Origin of the sequence: Pseudoduganella chitinolytica, from assembly GCF_029028125.1 — a bacterium.
GTDB classification, from domain to species: Bacteria; Pseudomonadota; Gammaproteobacteria; order Burkholderiales; family Burkholderiaceae_D; genus Rugamonas; species Rugamonas chitinolytica.
The window spans coordinates 5,788,186-5,806,751 of record NZ_CP119083.1 but is presented as its reverse complement, the minus strand read 5'-3'; the positions used below and the strand labels follow the sequence as shown (position 1 = coordinate 5,806,751).

Genomic DNA, 18,566 nt, shown 5'->3' with positions numbered 1-18,566 from the left:
GGGACATTATGCCGTAGCTCCAGCATCGCAGAATTTTTTATCCGCGCGGATGATGTACCGCATGCAACTGCTTAAGCCGTTCGCGGGCCACGTGGGTGTAGATTTGCGTGGTCGAGATGTCCGAATGACCGAGCAAAAGCTGGACCACGCGCAGGTCGGCGCCATGGTTGAGCAGGTGCGTGGCAAACGCGTGGCGCAGCGTGTGCGGCGACAGCGGCGCCGTGATCCCGGCACGCGCGGCGTGCTTCTTGACGATGACCCAGAACATCTGCCGCGTCATCGCCCCGCCCCGCGCCGTGACGAACAGCGCGTCGTCCTGCTGGCCGTTGAGGATCAGGCCGCGCGCTTCGCGCAGGTAGCGTTCCAGCCAGGCGCGGGCCTGGGCGCCGAACGGCACCAGCCGCGTCTTGCTGCCCTTGCCCGTGATGCGCAGCACGCCCTCGTTCAGGCCCAGCTCCGTCAGTCTCAAGGCCACCAGTTCCGACACCCGCAGGCCGCTCGCATACATGAGTTCCAGCATGGTGCGGTCGCGCACGCCCAGCGGTTCGCACGCATCCGGCGCCGCCAGCAGCGCTTCGACCTGCGGTTCCGACAGCGTATGGACGAAGCGCGTCGGCTGCTTGGCCGACGCCACCTTCAGGCACGGGTCTTGCGAGATCCGGTTCTGTCGCAAGGCCTGCTGGTAGAAACGCTTCAGTACCGACAGGCGCCGGTTCGACGTCGTTGCCTTGGTGTCGTCATGGCGCGCGGCGAAGTACGCGTCGACGTCCGCACGCGTCACGGCCAGCAGCGACTTGCCGCCCTGCGCCACCTCCAGCCACTGCGCGAAGGCGCGCATGTCGCGGCGGTAGGCATCCAGCGAATTCTTCGACAGCCCGTCTTCCAGCCACAGGGCGTCGCAGAACGCGTCGATCAGAGCAGCGTCGTCTGCTGCCATGCGTATTCGCGCAGTCCTTCGTGTGCCAGCAGCCAGCGCTTGACGTTGAGCGTGAAACCGTTGCGGTCATCGCTGCCGGCAAAGCCGCCCAGCCCTTGCGCGCCCGTGACGCGGTGACACGGCACCACCAGCGGGAAATAATTGGCGCCGCAGGCCTGGCCGACCGCGCGCGGCATCGAGCCGACGTGCTTGGCCACTTCGCCGTAAGTACGCACTTCGCCGCGCGGGATGGCGCTGATGGTCTGCCAGACCTTGCGCTGGAATTCGCTGCCGACCTGCGCCAGCGGTAGGTGGAAGCGGTAGTCGGAGTCGTCGCAGTAGCGCAGCACCTGGGCGGCCGCTTCCGCCGCGACCGGGTCCTGGGGCGCCTTCTCGTCGAAGCTGGCCGGCAGGTAGACCAGCTCGGTGATGACGGCCCCGCCGGTGCGGATGCCGAGGGCGCCGAACGGCGTGTGGACGATGGCGGCAAACAGCTCGCCTGCCTGTTGTATTTTAGTCACGTTTGAACTCCCTGCTGCTGTGGCGGACATGCTACACCATCGTTCACAGCCGGACCAGAATCAGCCCTGTGAACGAAAAAAAACGCACCCGCAGGTGCGTAGGGTCGAAAAATACGCCCCCGCAGGTGCGTAGGGTCGAAAAAAAACGCACCCGCAGGTGCGTTTTAACTCTTGCCTTGGCACGGCCCCGGCTGTTTGGTCCCGCTGCGGCGTGGCTTGTGGCCGCCTGCAGCAGTGATGCCAACAGCATCTTGTGAACCGCGTGTCTCCTCGCATTATCGCGCCGTCTCCGGCAGCCTTCTTATTTACCACTCCCCACTAATTTGCATGTTCGTTGCTACCTTGGTGCATATCGATATCTGTTGCACCAAACAGGAGCGAGGCAATCATAACTGATCCATCCTCGATTTTCTCCAGTTTTTTTTTAGCAAGTCACAATTTGGTCACGCTGCAAATCGATGTGGTAACGAAGGCAAATTTTGTGGTATGCGCGTCAACCGACACTGCCGTACACGAGGTTCGGCAGCCACAGCGAGATCGCCGGCACGTACGTCACCACCATCAGGAAGCCCAGCATCGTCAGCAGCCACGGCATCACCGCCACCGTCAGTTCCGAGATGCCCATCTTCGTGATGCCGGACGCCACGTACAGGTTCAGGCCCACGGGCGGGTGGCACATGCCCACCTCCATGTTGACCACGATCAGGATACCGAAGTGGATCGGATTGATGCCCAGCGCCACCGCCACGGGGAACAGGATCGGCGCCATGATCAGCACGATCGACGAAGGCTCCATGAAGTTACCGGCGATCAGCAACAGCACGTTCACCACCAGCAGGAAGGCGATCGGGCCCAGGCCTTGCGCCGTCAACCAGGCCGCCATTTCCTGCGGGATGTTCTCGCTCGTCATCAGGAACGAGAACAGCACGGCGTTGGTGATGATGTACAGCAGCATGGCCGACATCGAGGCGGAGTCCAGCAGCACCTTGCCGACCTGCTTGATCTTCAGGTCCTTGTAGACGAACACGGCGATGACGAACGCGTACACGGCCGCCATGGCCGCCGCTTCCGTGGGCGTGAACACGCCCGAATAGATGCCGCCCATGACGATGACGATCAGCAGCAGGCCCCACGCGCTCTTGCGGAACGCGGCGAGGCGCTCGGCCCACGTGGCCTTCCTCATGCGCGGGTAGTTGTGCTTTTTCGCCAGCACCCACGTCGTGAGACCGAGCAGGAACGCCAGCATGATGCCCGGCACGACGCCGGCCATGAACAGCGCGCCCACGGACGTGTTGGTCGTCACCGAGTACATCACCATGACGATCGACGGCGGAATCAGGATGCCCAGTGCGCCGGACGTCGTGATGACGCCCGCGCCGAAGCGCTTCGGATAGCCCTGCTTCACCATGGCGGGCAGGATGATCGAGCCGATCGCCACGACGGTCGCGGGGCTGGAGCCGGAAACGGCGGCGAACAGCGCGCACGCCAGCACGCCGGCCAGCGCCAGGCCGCCGTGCCAGTGGCCGACCATCGACGTGGCGAAGTTGATCATGCGGCGGGCCACGCCGCCGTGCGTCAGGAAGTTACCGGCCAGGATGAAGAACGGGATCGCCATGATCTCGAACTTCTCGATGCCCGTAAACAGCTTCAGCGCCACCGACTCGATCGGCACCTCCGTCATCGTGAACAGGAACGTCAGCACCGTCAGGCCGAGCGAAATGGAAATCGGCATGCCGGTCAACATCAGGACCAGCAGCAGTGCAAAGATAATCAGCGCGTTCATGCTTTTGCTCCTTGGACTTCGTCGTCCAGGCCTTCAACGTGGGAGTGGTCGTGCTTCGGCAGGTCGCCGGTGCGGATGAAGTGCACCATCACTTGCAGGAAGCGGAACGACATCAGGTAGGAACCCAGCGGCACGGCCAGGTAGACGAGCCACATCGGCACTTCCAGGTCGGCCGAGGTCTGCTCGGTGTGGCCGATCTCCCACACGAACGACGCGCCCAGCGTGCCGACGATGCCGGTAAACAGCGCGCCGGCCAGCAGGCCGAAGATGATGAACTTGTTGCGCCACGGCGTCGACAGGCGGTTGATGACGACGTCCACGCCGACGTGGATACCCGTGCGCACGCCATAGGCGGCGCCGAACTTGGCCATCCACACGAACATGTAGATGCACAGCTCCTGCGCCCAGCTGGTATTGATCTGAATGAGTTCGTCCTGCAGCCAGCCGATGGGCAGGCCGGACAGGTAGCGGTGCACGACCGCCACGAAAATGATGAAGGTGGCCGCGCCCATCAGGGTCGCAATGATCCACTCTTCCAGGTGGTCCAGGAATTTCATGATGATCTTTCAATAGAAACGGCTCGGGTGAACCGCAACTCGGGAAGGGATGATCTCTGATGAGACTACGCGGGGCGGCAGGACGCCGCCCCGGGGTTACAGCTGCTACAACGGCTGTGCGAAGCTTACTTCGCGCCTTCCTTGTTGATCGCGTTGATCAGGTCGGCGCCGATACGGCTTTCCATCTGTTTCTGCACGGGGGCCAGGGCTTTTTTCCACTCGGCCTGCTGCTGCGGGGTCAGCGCGATGAACTGGGTCTTGCCGGACTTCTTCATCGCTTCCAGTGCCATGTCGTTGTCGCGCTGGGCAATGGCTTTCTCATACGTGGTCGCTTCGCGCATCGCGCCTTCCAGCGCCGTGCGGATGTCGGCCGGCAGGCCATCCCAGAACTTCTTGTTGACGATGACGGCGTAGCCCAGGTAGCCGTGGTTCGACAGCGTGCCGAACTTCTGCACCTCGTGCATCTTCTGCGTGTACATGTTCGATGGCGGGTTCTCGGTGCCGTCCACGACGCCCGTCTGCAGCGCCTGGTACACCTCGGAGAACGCCAGCACCTGCGGGTTCGCGCCCAGCGAACGCATCTGCGCGTCCAGCACCTTGGACGACTGGATGCGCATCTTCTGGCCGCGGAAGTCGGCCGGCACGCGCAGCGGCTTGTTGGCCGACATGATCTTGAAGCCGTTGTCCCAGTACGCCAGGCCCGTGATGCCCTTGCTTTCCAGCTTTTTCAGCAGGCCCTTGCCGATCGGACCTTCGGTCACGTTGTACAGCGCGGTCTTGTTGGGGAAGATGTACGGCAGGTCGAAGACCTCGAATTCCTTGACGCCCAGCGGACCGAATTTGGCCAGCGACGGTGCCAGCATCTGCACGGCACCCAGCTGCAGCGCTTCCAGTTCTTCCTTGTCCTTGTACAGCTGGCTGTTCGGATAGACCTCGACCTTCACGCGGCCGTTGGTGGCCTTCTCCGCCAGTTGCTTGAAACGCTCGGCGGCCTGGCCTTTCGGCGTGTCCAGCGCCACGACGTGGCTGAACTTGATGACGATCGGTGCTTGCGCGAAGGCGTTGGAAGTGATGGCGGCGGTCGCGGCCAGCGCGACCAGGATGGTCTTGAGCTTCATGTGTGTCCCCAAAAAGAGTTGGTTTATTATCGGGTGTCGATCGGGGCCGCAGCGCGCAGTTGCCACGATCGCAAGCCCTAATTCTCGCCATCCCATTCTGTGCAAGTGCTGCGCAAGGGGCTATTGTGGAAAACCACAATAGCCGGGCAGCGAAATTTCGTTACTCTCAGACAATGACCGATTCCCCATCGTTGGCCGCGCGCCTGCCCTTCCCGCATACCGTGCGCTGGCTGATGCCGGTCGTGCTGGTGCTGTTCTTCCTCGCCATCCTGATCTGGCTGCCGTGGCAGGCGCGCCAGATGGAGAGCAGCGAACGGCAGGAACAGCTGATCGCCGACACGCTGTGGGTCGAGCAGACCATCCGCTTCCAGATGGGGCGCCACGAGGAAAGCCTGCGCGCCATCGGCAACGACATCCTGTCCGGCACGCCGCCCGAGCGGCTGCGCGAGCGCATGCTGCGCCTGATGAAGACGGGCACGGAGCTGAAGCGCCTGATGTGGCTGGAGCCGGACGGTCGCATCGCCGCCTCCACGGAAGCGGCGCCGCCGCAGGTGGCGACGTTGTCGCCGGCCTCGCGCGACGCGGCCGAGAGGGCCCGCCGCGGCCGCAACCCCGTCTACGGCCAGCCCGAGCCGGAAACGCTGAACCCGGCCGGCACGCCCGGGGCGATCATGCTCGATTACCACCTGCCCCTGTTCCGGGGCGACGACTACGTCGGCAGCGTCGTCGCCACCTACCAGCTCTCAAGCCTGCTGGACGAGATGGTGCCGTGGTGGTTCGCGCAGGACAACCAGATCACGCTGCTGGACCGCGACGACCGCATCCTGGCACGCCGCGCGGCCGCCGGCCCGGGCCACGGCGTCTACACGCACAAGCGCGCGCTCGACCTGCCGGGCGTCACCGTCACGTTGATGACGGACAGCGTCAAGAGCGAACCGAAGCTCCTGCCCAACCTGCTGGTGGGCTCCGTCATCGCGCTGTCGCTGGCGCTGCTGTGGAGCCTCCTGGCGCTGTGGGGCCACATCTCGCGCCGCCTGGCCGCCGAGGATGCGCTGCGCCAGCAGATGGCGTTTCGCACGGCGATGGAGAATTCGCTGGTGACGGGCCTGCGCGCGCGCGACCTGGAGGGGCGCATCACGCACGTCAATCCCGCCTTCTGCCAGATGGTCGGCTATACGGAGGAGGAGCTGGTGGGCCGCTCGCCGCCGATGCCCTACTGGGCGCCCGAAGTGATGGCCGAATACCAGCACCGCCTGGCCAACGTGCTGGCGGGGACGGTGACGCCGCAGTTCGAAACCATCTTCCAGCGCCCCGACGGCACCCGCATCCCCGTGCTGATCTTCGAGGCGCCGCTGGTGGACGACGCCGGCCGCCACACGGGCTGGATGGGCTCCATCCTCGACATCACGGACCGCAAGCGCATCGAGGAACTCAATCGGGAGCACCAGGAAAAGCTGCAGGCCAGCGCGCGCCTGGCCACGATGGGCGAGATCGCATCGATGCTGGCGCATGAACTGAACCAGCCGCTGGCCGCGATTTCCAGCTACACGACGGGGGCACTGAACCTGCTGGCCCGCACCGACGGCGCGCCGGTCGACAGCGGCAAGCTCAAACCGGCACTGGAACAGGCCAGCGCCCAGGCGCGCCGCGCCGGCCAGATCGTGCGCAGCGTGTTCGACTTCGTCAAGAAGCGCGAGGCGGAGCGGCAGGACGTGGCGCTGGCCGATATGCTCGACAGCATCCGCGCCCTGATCGAACTGCAGGCGCGCCACTACCAGGTGACGTTCCGCACGGTGCTGCCGGCCGACCTGCCGCTGGTACGGGCCGACCGCATGATGATCGAGCAGGTGCTGCTGAACCTGACGCGCAACGGCATCGAGGCGATGGCCAACGTACCGCTGAGGCGTCGCACGCTGACCTTGGAAGCCTGTTACGATGCGCCCGCGCACCAGGTCGGCGTGTGCGTGGCCGACAACGGCCACGGCATCCCGCAGGAAGTGGCCGAGCGGCTGTTCTCGCCGTTCTTCTCGACCAAGGCGCAGGGCATGGGCATGGGCCTGAACATCTGTCGCACGGCGATCGAGTTCCACGGCGGCACGCTGACGCACCGCGACAACCCGGGAGGCGGTACCATATTCACTTTTACGCTGCCAGCCAGCGTAACCTCAGTAGAAACAACGGAGTAACCGATGCTGCATATCGTCGATGATGAAGAAGTGGTGCGCGATTCGCTGTCGTGGCTGGCCTCGTCGCGCGCCATCGCCGCCGCCACCTACGACAGCGGCGTCAAGTTCCTCGCCTGGGTCGAGGCGGGCCAGTTCGACCCGGCCGGCGACTGCGTGCTGCTGGACGTACGCATGCCGGACATGAACGGCGTGGCCGTGTTCGACCAGCTGCACGCGCGCGGCCTGACGCAGCGCCTGCCGGTGATCTTCCTGACGGGCCATGGCGACGTGCCGATGGCCGTCGACACGCTGAAACGGGGCGCCTTCGACTTCTTTGAAAAGCCGTTCAACGACAACGACCTGATGGACCGCGTGCAGGAAGGCCTGGCCAAGTCGCTGCACGCCAGCGCCAGCGCGGCCGTGCATGCGCGCCTGGCCACGCTGTCGAGCCGCGAACGGGAGGTGCTGGACCTGATCCTGGCCGGCAAGATGAACAAGGTGGTGGCGGACGAGCTGGGCATCAGCATGCGCACGGTGGAAGTGCACCGCGCCCACATCTTCGACAAGATGCAGGTCAAGACGGCCGTGGAGCTGGCCGGCCTGCTGAAATAAAGCAGGGTACAACTCGCCGCTATGGGGATTTCGTCCAGCTTCGCCATCGACCTGACGCTGCGGCGCGACATCGTCCCCGGCTTCGACCGCTACCCGTTCAACCTGCCCGCCGTGCGCCACCTGCAGGTGCTGGCGTTCCACCCCGCCGTCACCTTCATCGTCGGCGAGAACGGCAGCGGAAAATCGACGTTGCTGGAAGCGATCGCCGTCGCACTGGGCTTCAACGCGGAGGGCGGCAGCCGCAATTTCAACTTCGACACGCGCGCCTCGCATTCGGCGCTGCACGAGTACGTGCGTATCGCCAAGGGCTTCCGGCGGCCGCGCGACGGTTATTTCCTGCGGGCGGAGAGTTTTTTTAACGTCGCCACCGAGATCGAGCGACTGTACGACGCCGGACCAGGCGAATCAATCGGAGCCGCTTATGGCGGCCGCTCGCTGCACGAGCAATCGCATGGCGAATCGTTCATGTCACTGCTGACGCACCGCTTCCGCGGGCAAGGCCTGTACGTGCTGGACGAACCGGAAGCGGCGCTGTCGCCGCAGCGCCAGCTGGCCGCGATGGGGCGCATCCACCAGCTGGTCAAGGAGGGCTCGCAGTTCATCATCGCGACGCACTCGCCCATCCTGATGGCCTACCCGGACGCCCGCATCTACGCCTGCACGGCCAAGGGCCTGCGCCGCACCGACTACATGGACACGGAGCACTACCAGGTGACGCGTGATTTCCTCCTCGATCCGCAGCGGATGCTGGACGTGCTGCTGGCGGACGAGTAAACCCGGCGACAGGACCCGAGACAGTCTCCGATTTCGGTTTCCCGGACCATGCTGAGGGTCAGTCCCAAAACCCGGGACGGCCCCCAAGCCTTGACAGCGCGAATTGGGGACAGCCTCCGATTTCACGAATTGCACCACGAATTGGGGACAGCCTCCGACTCCGTTTCCGATGCCGCTTTTTCGGATGTGAGATGAGGAGGCTGTCCCCTATTTTTCGATTTTTCATGCGCGCAAATCGTGGACAGCCTCGGACTCAGCTTTTCCGCATGGTGGAATAAGGAGGCTGTCCCCTATTTTCAGCTTTTCCGCATGGTGGAATAAGGAGGCTGTCCCCGATTTTGGGAGGCTGTCCCCGATTTTTGCGGGACGCCGTCCCTTGCGTCTATCGCATGCCGCGCCAGCGCCCAAGCCACGTGCTCGCGCACCAGCGCGGACGGATGTTCGACCCGCGCCAGCAACCCGGCCACGATGGCCGCATCGCCGCGCGCGCCGGCAGCGGCGGCATTGCCCAGCCCGACCGCCAGGTTGCGCAGCCAGCGCTCATGGCCGATGCGCCGGATCGGACTGCCCTCCATGTTGCGATTGAATTGTTCTTCCGTCCACGCGAACAGTTCCAGCATGCCGGCGCTGCCCAGGCCGTGGCGCTCGTCGAAGTCCGGCAACGTGGCACGCTGGGCGAACTTGTTCCACGGGCAGGCGGTCTGGCAGTCGTCGCAGCCGTAGACGCGGTTGCCCAGCAGCGGGCGCAACTCCTCGGGAATAACGCCTTTCAGTTCGATCGTCAGGTAGGAAATGCAGCGGCGCGCGTCCAGCCTGCCGGGGCCCAGGATGGCCTGGGTAGGGCAAGCCGTGATGCAGGCGCTGCACTGGCCGCAATGCGCGTCCGTCGGCGCGTCCACCGGCAGCGGCAGGTCGACGAGGATCTCGCCCATGAAGAACATCGAGCCGGCCGCGCGATTGAGCAGCAGGGTATGCTTGCCGCGCCAGCCCAGGCCGGACTTTTCGGCCAGCGGCAGCTCCATCACCGGCGCCGAATCGGTGAAGACGCGGTAGCCGAACGCACCGATGGCGCCCTGGATGCGGTCGGCCAGTTGCTGCAGCCGGGCGCGCAACACCTTGTGGTAGTCGCGCCCGCGGGCATAGACGGAGATGACGGCGGCCTGCGGGTCGGCCAGGCGGGCGCGTTCCCGCTCGCGCCAGTCGGCGCCGGCCGACTCGGGCAGGTAGTTCATGCGCGCCGCGATGACGCGCACGGTGCCGGGCACCAGTTCGGCGGGACGGGCGCGCTTCATGCCGTGCGTTGCCATATAGTCCATTTCGCCATGCATGCCGGCGTCCAGCCAGGCCTGCAGGCCCGCTTCGGCGGCGGCCAGGTCGATGTCGGCGATGCGTACTTCGGCAAAGCCCAGCTCGTGGCCCCAGCCCTTGATGGCGGCGCTTAGCGTTGCGAGTTCTTCGGGGGACGGGGACATCGGACGGTACAATGGCGGCAGGAACAATCCACCATTTTATGCCATGCCGTCCTTCAAAGCCCATCTCCGTGACGAATCCCACACCGCCGCCCTTGGCGTGGCGCTGGCTCGCGCCCTGCTGCCGGGCATGGCGATCCACCTGCACGGCGACCTCGGTGCCGGCAAGACGGCCCTGACGCGCGCACTGCTGCACGCGGCCGGCCACCCGGGCCACGTGAAAAGTCCGACCTACACGCTGGCCGAACCGTACCAGGTGACGATCGATGGCCAGCCCGTCACCGTGATCCACTACGACCTGTACCGGCTGGGCAGCCCGGAGGAATTCCTCGACGCGGGCTTTCGCGAGGATTTCGACGGCCGCAACGTCTGCATCGTGGAATGGCCGGAAAAAGCGGAGGGCGTGCTGCCGCCGCCGGACCTGCGCGTGATTCTCGCTGTGGCCGGTACGGGACGTGATGTAGAATTGCAGGGTTCTTCCGCATTAGGTTCGTCATGCCTGCAACGCCTCCACTTCCCCCGGATACTCTGATCGCGCGCCGCCGGCCCGGCAAGACCCGGCGCACGTTCCTGAAGGCCGGCGGCACCCTGCTGCTGTCCGTGCTGGCGCCGTTGTCCGCGCGGGCCGCGCAGATCATGGCGGTGCGCGTGTGGCCGGCCGACGACTACACCCGCGTCACCCTGGAAAACGACAGCGACCTGAAGACGTCGCACTTCCTCGTCAAGGACCCGGACCGCCTGGTCGTCGACATCGAGGGGCTGGAACTGAACCCCACCTTGAAGACGCTGGTGGCGAAGATCCAGTCGAACGACCCATACATCAAGCAGGTGCGCGTGGGCCAGAACCGGCCCAACGTCGTGCGCCTGGTGTTCGACCTGAAGGCGCCGATCCGGCCGCAGGTGTTCACCCTCGACCCGGTCGGGGTCTACAAGCACCGCCTCATCTTCGACCTGTATCCCGTGCAGCCGATCGATCCGATCGCCGCGATGATCGAGAAAGGCGAATGGTCCAGCGACGGCAAGCCGGTGGGCCAGCCGCCCGCCACGCCGGAGGAGGCGCCGGCCGCCACGCTGGGCAATGCGCTGCCGCTGCCGGACAACAAGCTGCCGGCGCCGGGCGTGCCGTCCGAGGCGCTGCCGCGTCCCGACATCGCCGCCGTGCCACCGAAGGCCGAACCGCCGGCGCCCCCGAAGGCGGAATCGAAGAAGGTCCCGAACGACAAGCTGGTGCGCATGCTGACGGTGGCGCTGGACCCCGGCCACGGCGGCGAGGACCCCGGCGCCATCGGCGCCAAGGGCAGCCGCGAGAAGGACATCGTGCTGGCCATCGCCAAACGGCTGAAATTCAAGATCGAGGAGCACCCGAACATGCGCGTGATGCTGACGCGCGACGGCGACTTCTTCGTCCCCCTCAACAAGCGGGTCGAGAAGGCACGCAAGGTCGATGCCGACCTGTTCGTGTCGATCCACGCCGATGCGTTCGTCTCCCCCAGCGCGCGCGGCTCGTCCGTGTTCGTGCTGTCCGAGAAGGGCGCCAGCTCGTCGGCCGCGCGCTGGCTGGCGAACAAGGAAAACCAGGCCGACCTGATCGGCGGGGCCAATGCCAAGGGACACGACCCGCAGCTGGCCAGCGTGCTGCTCGACCTGTCGACGACGGCGCAGATCAACGACAGCCTGAAGGTCGGCAAGGCCGTGCTGGCGCAGATCGGCGGCATCAACAAGCTGCACAACGGCGCCGTGGAGCGGGCCGGCTTTGCCGTGCTGAAGGCGCCGGACATCCCGTCGATCCTGATCGAAACGGCCTTCATCTCCAATCCGGACGAGGAAGCGCGCCTGCTCGACAACGCCTACCAGGACCAGATCGCGGACGCCATCGTCAAGGGCATCCGCCAGTACTTCGCCAAGAACCCGCCGCTCGCCAAGAGCCGGCTGACCTGAGGACCAGACTATGAAGAACGTGACGTTCGGCGAACTGCCGGCCGTGTGTATCGTTGCGCCCGACGGCGCCGAGGCAACCGTGGCGCTGTACGGCGCCCACCTGGCGTCGTGGAAGACGGCCGACGGGCGCGAACGCCTGTTCATGAGCGAGCGCTCTCCGCGCGACGGCAGCGCGGCCATCCGCGGCGGCGTGCCGGTGATCTTCCCGCAGTTCTCCACGCGCGGCACGGGCCAGCGCCATGGCGTGGCGCGGCTGTCGCACTGGCGCCTGGCGGACCATGGCAGCGATGCGGACACCGCCTGGGCCGAATTCGCGCTGACGCAGCACGACGTGCCGCCGGCGCTGGCCGCGGGCTGGCCCCATGCGTTCGCGCTGGCCCTGCGCTTTACCTTGCGGCCCGATGCTATCGAGATGCGCTTCACCGTCACCAACACGGGCGATGCGCCGTTCGACTTTGCGTGCGCGCTGCACACCTACTACGCCGTCGACGACTTCACCCGCACGGTGCTGGAAGGCCTGCCGGACGAGTCCCCCCTGCACTTCGGCCCGAAGCTGGACAACATCTATGCGGCGCCGCCGGTCCTGGCGCTGTCGCACGACAGCGGCAAGCTGCAACTGCGGCAGCAGGGCTTCACGGAATGGGTGGTGTGGAATCCGGGCGCCGAGGGCGCCGCGGCACTCTCCGACATGGCCGACGACGAATGGCAGCGCTTCGTCTGCATCGAGCCGGCCCGCGTCGACAAGGGCGCACTGGCCGCCGGTGCCACGTGGACCGGCAGCCACACGATTACTGCGGGCTTACTGTGATTCCTTGATCATCCGGCCCGAGCTGGCCTGCACCGGCCGGGCATTCAACGGATAGAGCCGCGAGAACAGCGCCATCTGCTCGGGCGATGCCTGCAGCGGCTCCTTCATCACCATCCACAGCACGCCTTCCGTGCACGGTGGCTCGGACAGCGATCCCATGTACGTGTAGTAGTCGCGCCGCTCCGGCAGCAGGTCGTTCGGATCGAACACGATCGACGGCGTGAACGTGTCGGTCTTCTCCAGCGGCAGGTTGTTCCACACGGTCTGCACGGCCGGCTGCGGGCGGCCCCGCTGCAGCATCAGCGCCAGGATCGCCACGTGGCCCTCGACGTCCTTGTGCACCAGGTGGATGCCCATCTCGTAGCTCTTGCCATTGACCCGCTCCTCGGCGGGGCGGTGGAAGTGCAGCTGCTGCAGTTCGTACGTGCGGCCCGCAACGGACAGGTAATTCCCGCCGCCCAATTGCACCTGCACGGTATGGCCGTTGTCCGTGACGCTGAACGACGACGGCCGGTAGTCGAAGGCGATCCGCTCCAGGTCGACCTTGATGCCGTCGCGGATGTCGATGGGGGACTGACGGGTACCGCCATTGCACTTGTTCCAGCTGGCGTTGATCTTGCTCCAGTTGGCCGGACCGAATTCACCTTCGTAGGTCCAGAACGTGCCGTTGGCCGGTGGCGGCGGCGCGGCCGCGATGGCGGCGACACGGACGGCGCGGGCGGCAGCGTCCTTCTTTGCCTTCGCGGCGGCGGCAATGCGGGCGGCCTGGTTGGCGCGCATCGCGGCCAGGCGCTCGGCGATCTTGGCGGACAGTTCCGCTTCCGCCATCTCCTCCTGCTCGCGCGCGGACAGTTTCTTCGCCGCCGGCTCCTTCTCCTTCAGCGAGGCTTTGGACGGTTTGGCGGGCAGGATGGAAGGTATCGACCCCTTGGCCGAAGCGGGGGGATCGTTCGCGCTGGCGGTCCCGAGGGCGAGACAGCAGGCAATGAGGGCGATCGGCTTGCGCATGTTAATCCGGAAAGTAAAAGAAGCGTTACTCCAGTTAACGGATGCCGTGCGGCAAAACTTGAGGGCTCGCCCTTGAGCCCCGCCCTTGAGCCTCGCCCTTGGGCCTCGCCCTTGGGCCTCGCCTCAAGGCCCAGCCCGTGAGGCCTCACCTTAAGGCCTGCCCTTGAGGCCTTGCGTGAAGGCCTGCACAGCGCGTGCAGGCCTTTTCGACTTAACGGCGCAGCATCTTGCGGCTGAATTTCCACAGGCCGCCCAGCGCCACCGGCACGATGGCGACGGCCACGCCGAACAGCACGATGGCCGTCAGGTTGTCGCGGATGATAGGGATATTGCCGAACAGGTAACCGGCCACGCACAGCGAGATGACCCAGGCCAGCGCGCCGGCCACGTTATAGAGCTGGAAGCGGGCGAACGTCATGTCGGAAACCCCCGCCACGAACGGCGCGAACGTGCGCACGACAGGCACGAAGCGGGCCAGGATGATCGTCTTGCCGCCGTGGCGCTCGAAGAACTCGTGGGTGCGGCGCAACGCATCCTTGTTGATCCAGCGATAGTCGTGGGTGAACATGCGCTGTCCGACAGCCTCGCCGATCAGGTAATTGGTCGTGTTCCCCAGTATGGCGGCCGTGATGAGAAGGAAGATCAGCAGGCCCAGGTGCATCTGCCCCGTGGCGCAGAACGCGCCGGCGATGAACAGCAGCGTGTCGCCAGGGAAGAAGAACAGGACCACGAGACCCGTCTCGGCAAAGATGATGAAGAACAACACGGCGTACACATAGACACCATATTGCGCAATCAAGAAGCCCAGCGTCTTGTCGACGTGGACCAGCATGTCCAACAGTTGAACGAAATCCATAGATATCCCAAAAGGTTGCGGCGGGAATCATACACCAGCGACATGTATGCAACACCCTGCTCGACGAAATTTTGCTTGATTGTCGGACGAGAAAATCCTTTTGCAAGTTTAACCAGCTTCACGTCTACAATTCTTAGCGCCCGCTTAGCGCGATGTCGCTTCCATCCAAGGAGATTCGATGCCCCTGCACCGCCCCCTGCCCTTCCTGGCCGCCGCCCTGCTGTCCATGCCACCGGCGCTGGTCGCCGCCGAGCTGCCACCGAAGCCTACCGTCGCGGACGTCGTCAAGGCGTCACGCGCCACCGAATGGCGCGCGCCGGACCCGGACAATACGCTGTACCTGGAGATCCCGACGGGCCGCGTCGTCATCGAACTGGCACCCGCGTTCGCGCCGCGGCACGTTGCCAACATCCGCGCGATGGTGCGCGAGGGCTACTTCGACGGCCTGGCGATCCTGCGTTCGCAGGACAACTGGGTGGTGCAGTGGGGCGATCCGGACGAGAAGAACCCGAAACCGCTGAAGACCGCGAAAGCCAGGCTGCCGGGAGAATTTACCGCGCCGATGGCACCGATCAAGGAATTCACCCGCCTGCCCGACCGCGACGGCTACGCGCCGCAGGTGGGCCATGCCAACGGCTTCCCCGCAGCCCGCGACCCGAAGAGCGGCCAGGCCTGGCTGGCGCACTGCTACGGCATGGTGGGCGTGGGCCGCGACGCGGCCGCCGACAGCGGCAACGGCGGCGCCCTGTACGCCGTCATCGGCAACGCACCGCGCCACCTGGACCGCAACATCACGGTCGTCGGCCGCGTCATCGACGGCATGCCGCTGCTGTCCGTGCTGCCGCGTGGTGCCGGCGCGATGGGCTTCTACGAGAAGCCGGAGCAGATGGTGCCGATCAAGTCCGTCCGCCTGGCCGCCGACGTGCCCGAAGAGCAGCGCAGCAAGCTGGAAATCCTGCGCACGGACTCGACCAGCTTCAAGGCCGTCGCCGAAGCCCAGCGCAACCGCGGCGGCCCATGGACCAAGGTCGCCGCCGGCCACGTCGACCTGTGCAACGTACCGATCCCGGTGCGGCAAACCGTCGCCGCCAACTAGGGAATAGAACAGCCGGGCTGTGGTATGGCGGGATTTGCCGGCCGGGGCGGCTTGCCGGACCGATACGGCGGTTATAATGGGCGGCTATGAATGCGCCGCCCTCCCCCCGCCCCATCCGGGCCCTTCCCGATCAGCTCATCTCCCAGATCGCCGCCGGCGAGGTGGTCGAGCGGCCGTCCGCCGTCGTCAAGGAGCTGCTGGAAAACGCGCTGGACGCGGGCGCCACCCAGATCACCGTGCGGCTGGAGGAAGGTGGCGTCAAGCGCATCTGCATCACCGACAACGGCAAGGGCATCCCGCCGGACCAGATGCCGCTGGCGCTGGCACGCCATGCGACGTCCAAGATCGCCTCGCTGGACGACCTGGAAAACGTCGGCACGCTGGGCTTTCGCGGCGAGGCGCTGGCGTCGATCGCCTCCGTTGCCGTCGTCACGCTGACGTCGCGCACGGCCGATGCGGCCCATGCCTGGGAGCTGGAAGGTTCGCACCTGGGTACCGTGCAGCCGTCGTCTGGCGCGCCCGGCACCACGGTCAACGTGCAGGACCTGTACTACAACACGCCGGCACGCCGCAAGTTCCTGAAATCCGAGCAGACGGAATTCGGCCACTGCGCCGAGGTGGTGCGCCGCATCGCGCTGGCGCGGCCGGACGTAGCCTTCACGTTGTCGCACAACGGCCGCACGGTGGACCACTGGATGGCCTCCGATATGGCCAAGCGCAGTGCGCAGATCCTGGGCGAGACCTTCGCCGAGGCGCGCCTGCCCATCGACGAGGGCTCGGGCGTGCTGCGCCTGCACGGCTTTGCCGGCCTGCCGACGGCGTCGAAGGCGCGCGCCGACTGCCAGTACTTCTACGTCAACGGCCGCTTCGTGCGCGACAAGCTGCTGGTGCACGCCGTGCGCGCAGCCTACGAGGACGTGCTGCACGGCGACCGCTTCCCGTCCTACGTGCTGGCGCTGGACCTCGATCCCGCGCTGGTGGACGTCAACGTGCACCCGTCCAAGATCGAAGTGCGCTTCCGCGACGGCCGCGCCGTCCACCAGTTCGTGTTCCACGCGGTGCAGCGCGCGCTGGCGCAGACCTCGGCCACGGCGCACGGCAGCGTGCCCGCGCCGCTGCCGGCCGCCGAGACGCTGGGCGGCGGCCCGCAGTGGCGCCCGCAACAGCAGGCGTCCTTCGGCTCGATCCTGAACCCGTCCTACACGCCCACGTTCTCGCCCTCGCCCTTCGCGCGGCCCGGCGAAGGCGGCGTGGCCCAGAGCACCGAGCGCTATGGGGCCCTCTTTGCCGAGCCCGATGCGGCCGCGCCGCCGTCGTACCCGATGCCGCAGGCGAAGCCGTATGTCGCCTCGTCCGCCGCGCTGGCCCATGAGGAATTCCCGCTGGGCTTCGCATTGGCGCAGCTGCACGGCATCTACATCCTGGCGCAGAACAGCAAGGGCCTGGTACTGGTGGACATGCATGCGGCGCACGAGCGCATCCTGTACGAGCAGCTGAAGAATGCGCTGGACGCGCAGATCGCCGGCAGCGAAATGCAGGTCCAGACGCTGCTGATCCCCGTCACGTTCTATGCCGACGCCATCGAAGTGGGCACGGTGCAGGAACATGGCGACACGCTGAAAACCCTCGGCTTCGACATCGCCGTGCTGTCGCCGACCACCCTGGCCGTGCGCGCCGTGCCGGCCCTCTTGAAGAACGCGGATGCGCAAACGCTGGCGCGCGACGTGCTGCGCGACGTGCGCGAATTCGGCGGTTCGCGCGTGCTGATCGAGCGCCGCAACGAGCTGCTGGGCACCCTCGCCTGCCACACGGCGGTGCGCGCCAACCGCATCCTGAGCCAACCCGAAATGAACGCCCTGCTGCGCCAGATGGAAAGCACCGAGCGCGCCGACCAGTGCAACCACGGCCGCCCCACCTGGGTGCAGGTCGAGATCGGCGCGCTGGACAAGCTGTTCCTGCGCGGCCAATAACCATCCTTATGAATCATCCTGCACAGCGGCCGCGCGCGGTCGCCATCATGGGTCCGACCGCGTCGGGCAAGACCGCCGCCGCGCTGGCGATTGCCGCCCGCGTGCCGGCCGAGATCATCTCCGTCGATTCGGCCCTGGTCTACCGGGGCATGGACGTGGGCACCGCCAAGCCCACGCCCGAGGAGCTGGCCAGCGTGCCGCACCACCTGATCGACATCATCGACCCGCTCGACAGCTACAGCGTGGCGCAGTTCCGCAGCGCGACGCTGCGCCTCGTCGACGAGATCCACGGGCGCGGCAAGCTGCCGCTGCTGGTCGGCGGCACGATGTTGTACTTCAAGGGCCTGACGGATGGCCTCGACGACCTGCCGGGCGCCGATCCTGCCGTGCGCGCCGAGCTGGAAGACGAGGCGGCGCGCCTGGGCTGGCCGGCGCTGCACGCGCGCCTGGCCACGCTCGATCCGGAAACCGCCGCGCGCCTGAAGCCCAACGATGCCCAACGCATCCAGCGTGCGCTGGAGATCATCCGCCTGTCCGGCAAGCCGATGTCCGCCCTGCTGGCCCAGCGCGCGCCCGAGGCGCTGCCGTTCGAGCTGACCTCGTTCGCGCTGGAGCCGTCCGATCGCGCCGTGCTGCACGAGCGGATCGCGCGCCGCTTCGACCAGATGCTGGCGGGCGGCGCGCTGCTGGACGAGGTCGAACAGCTGCGCCGGCGCGGCGACCTGCATCCCGGCCTGCCGTCGATGCGCTGCGTGGGTTACCGCCAGGCGTGGGAATACCTGGACGGACGCATCGACCACCAGGCGCTGCGCGAGACCGGCATCATCGCCACGCGCCAGCTCGCCAAGCGCCAGCTGACGTGGCTGCGCTCGATGCCGGAACGGATCGTCATCGACTGCCTGGCCCCCGACGCGACGGCCCAACTGCTGGCGCGGCTGGCGTGACGCTTTGTCATCGACGCTGTGCGCGACAGGG

The 18,566-nt window shown here is 66.3% G+C and carries 17 protein-coding genes; 9 read left to right on the top strand and 8 right to left on the bottom strand.

All coding sequences use genetic code 11. The annotated features are described in order from the left end of the window. Positions 1-37: 37 nt before the first annotated feature. From xerD to PX653_RS25890, 5 genes are all read right to left on the bottom strand, one after another. Positions 38-937 carry a site-specific tyrosine recombinase XerD gene (gene xerD / locus PX653_RS25910; RefSeq protein ID WP_277415509.1) on the bottom strand — a complete coding sequence of 300 codons (900 nt, stop codon included), beginning with the start codon at positions 935-937 and terminating at the stop codon, positions 38-40. Next, complete coding sequence (locus PX653_RS25905; RefSeq protein ID WP_277415508.1) at positions 913-1,437, bottom strand: methylated-DNA--[protein]-cysteine S-methyltransferase; 525 nt, start codon at positions 1,435-1,437, stop codon at positions 913-915. The genes xerD and PX653_RS25905 overlap by 25 nt, the downstream gene beginning before the upstream one ends. A gap of 493 nt (positions 1,438-1,930) precedes the next feature. Next, entirely contained in the window at positions 1,931-3,220 is a 1,290-nt protein-coding gene (locus tag PX653_RS25900; protein ID WP_277415507.1) for a TRAP transporter large permease, read from the bottom strand. Continuing rightward, complete coding sequence (locus PX653_RS25895) at positions 3,217-3,777, bottom strand: TRAP transporter small permease (protein ID WP_277415506.1); 561 nt, start codon at positions 3,775-3,777, stop codon at positions 3,217-3,219. Before PX653_RS25895 ends, PX653_RS25900 begins: the two co-directional genes overlap by 4 nt. Before the next feature lie 125 nt (positions 3,778-3,902). Continuing rightward, the gene (locus PX653_RS25890) at positions 3,903-4,895 is read right to left on the bottom strand and encodes a TRAP transporter substrate-binding protein (protein WP_277415505.1); all 993 of its coding nucleotides are present in this window, start codon (positions 4,893-4,895) and stop codon (positions 3,903-3,905) included. A gap of 173 nt (positions 4,896-5,068) precedes the next feature. Between PX653_RS25890 and PX653_RS25885 the strand changes: the two genes are divergently transcribed. Genes PX653_RS25885 through PX653_RS25875 form a run of 3 tightly spaced genes read left to right on the top strand, consistent with a single transcriptional unit; the run spans position 5,069 to position 8,446 of the window. Further along, positions 5,069-7,081 carry a sensor histidine kinase gene (locus tag PX653_RS25885; protein ID WP_277415504.1) on the top strand — a complete coding sequence of 671 codons (2,013 nt, stop codon included), beginning with the start codon at positions 5,069-5,071 and terminating at the stop codon, positions 7,079-7,081. Positions 7,082-7,084: 3 nt separating this feature from the next. Further along, positions 7,085-7,672: a response regulator transcription factor gene (locus tag PX653_RS25880; protein ID WP_277415503.1), complete on the top strand. Its 588-nt coding sequence runs from the start codon at positions 7,085-7,087 to the stop codon at positions 7,670-7,672. Between the two features lie 21 nt (positions 7,673-7,693). Then, positions 7,694-8,446: an AAA family ATPase gene (locus PX653_RS25875; protein ID WP_277415502.1), complete on the top strand. Its 753-nt coding sequence runs from the start codon at positions 7,694-7,696 to the stop codon at positions 8,444-8,446. Positions 8,447-8,742: 296 nt separating this feature from the next. Here PX653_RS25875 and queG read toward each other — a convergent pair whose 3' ends face one another. Further along, complete coding sequence (gene queG, locus PX653_RS25870; RefSeq protein WP_277415501.1) at positions 8,743-9,918, bottom strand: tRNA epoxyqueuosine(34) reductase QueG; 1,176 nt, start codon at positions 9,916-9,918, stop codon at positions 8,743-8,745. 43 nt (positions 9,919-9,961) lie between these two features. Between queG and tsaE the strand changes: the two genes are divergently transcribed. From tsaE to PX653_RS25855, 3 genes are read left to right on the top strand one after another with little or no spacing between them, the layout of a single operon-like run. Further along, positions 9,962-10,447, top strand: a complete 486-nt coding sequence (gene tsaE, locus PX653_RS25865; protein ID WP_277415500.1) for a tRNA (adenosine(37)-N6)-threonylcarbamoyltransferase complex ATPase subunit type 1 TsaE — start codon at positions 9,962-9,964, stop codon at positions 10,445-10,447. Next, entirely contained in the window at positions 10,411-11,853 is a 1,443-nt protein-coding gene (locus PX653_RS25860; protein ID WP_277415499.1) for an N-acetylmuramoyl-L-alanine amidase, read from the top strand. The genes tsaE and PX653_RS25860 overlap by 37 nt, the downstream gene beginning before the upstream one ends. A 10-nt stretch (positions 11,854-11,863) precedes the next feature. Further along, entirely contained in the window at positions 11,864-12,661 is a 798-nt protein-coding gene (locus PX653_RS25855; protein ID WP_277415498.1) for a D-hexose-6-phosphate mutarotase, read from the top strand. Here PX653_RS25855 and PX653_RS25850 read toward each other — a convergent pair. Further along, positions 12,653-13,669 carry a carbonic anhydrase gene (locus PX653_RS25850; protein WP_277415497.1) on the bottom strand — a complete coding sequence of 339 codons (1,017 nt, stop codon included), beginning with the start codon at positions 13,667-13,669 and terminating at the stop codon, positions 12,653-12,655. The two genes, PX653_RS25855 and PX653_RS25850, sit on opposite strands and share 9 nt — an antisense overlap. Positions 13,670-13,880: 211 nt before the next feature. Beyond that, on the bottom strand, positions 13,881-14,525 hold the full coding sequence (locus tag PX653_RS25845; protein ID WP_277415496.1) for a VTT domain-containing protein: 645 nt from the start codon (positions 14,523-14,525) through the stop codon (positions 13,881-13,883). A gap of 178 nt (positions 14,526-14,703) precedes the next feature. Here PX653_RS25845 and PX653_RS25840 point away from each other — a divergent pair, with 178 nt between their 5' ends. The 3 genes from PX653_RS25840 to miaA all read left to right on the top strand — a co-directional run bounded on the left by PX653_RS25840 (position 14,704) and on the right by miaA (position 18,535). After that, on the top strand, positions 14,704-15,621 hold the full coding sequence (locus tag PX653_RS25840) for a peptidylprolyl isomerase (protein ID WP_371876387.1): 918 nt from the start codon (positions 14,704-14,706) through the stop codon (positions 15,619-15,621). A gap of 86 nt (positions 15,622-15,707) precedes the next feature. Next, positions 15,708-17,591 carry a DNA mismatch repair endonuclease MutL gene (gene mutL / locus PX653_RS25835; RefSeq protein WP_277415495.1) on the top strand — a complete coding sequence of 628 codons (1,884 nt, stop codon included), beginning with the start codon at positions 15,708-15,710 and terminating at the stop codon, positions 17,589-17,591. Between the two features lie 8 nt (positions 17,592-17,599). Beyond that, positions 17,600-18,535 carry a tRNA (adenosine(37)-N6)-dimethylallyltransferase MiaA gene (miaA, locus tag PX653_RS25830; protein ID WP_277415494.1) on the top strand — a complete coding sequence of 312 codons (936 nt, stop codon included), beginning with the start codon at positions 17,600-17,602 and terminating at the stop codon, positions 18,533-18,535. Positions 18,536-18,566 lie beyond the last annotated feature (31 nt).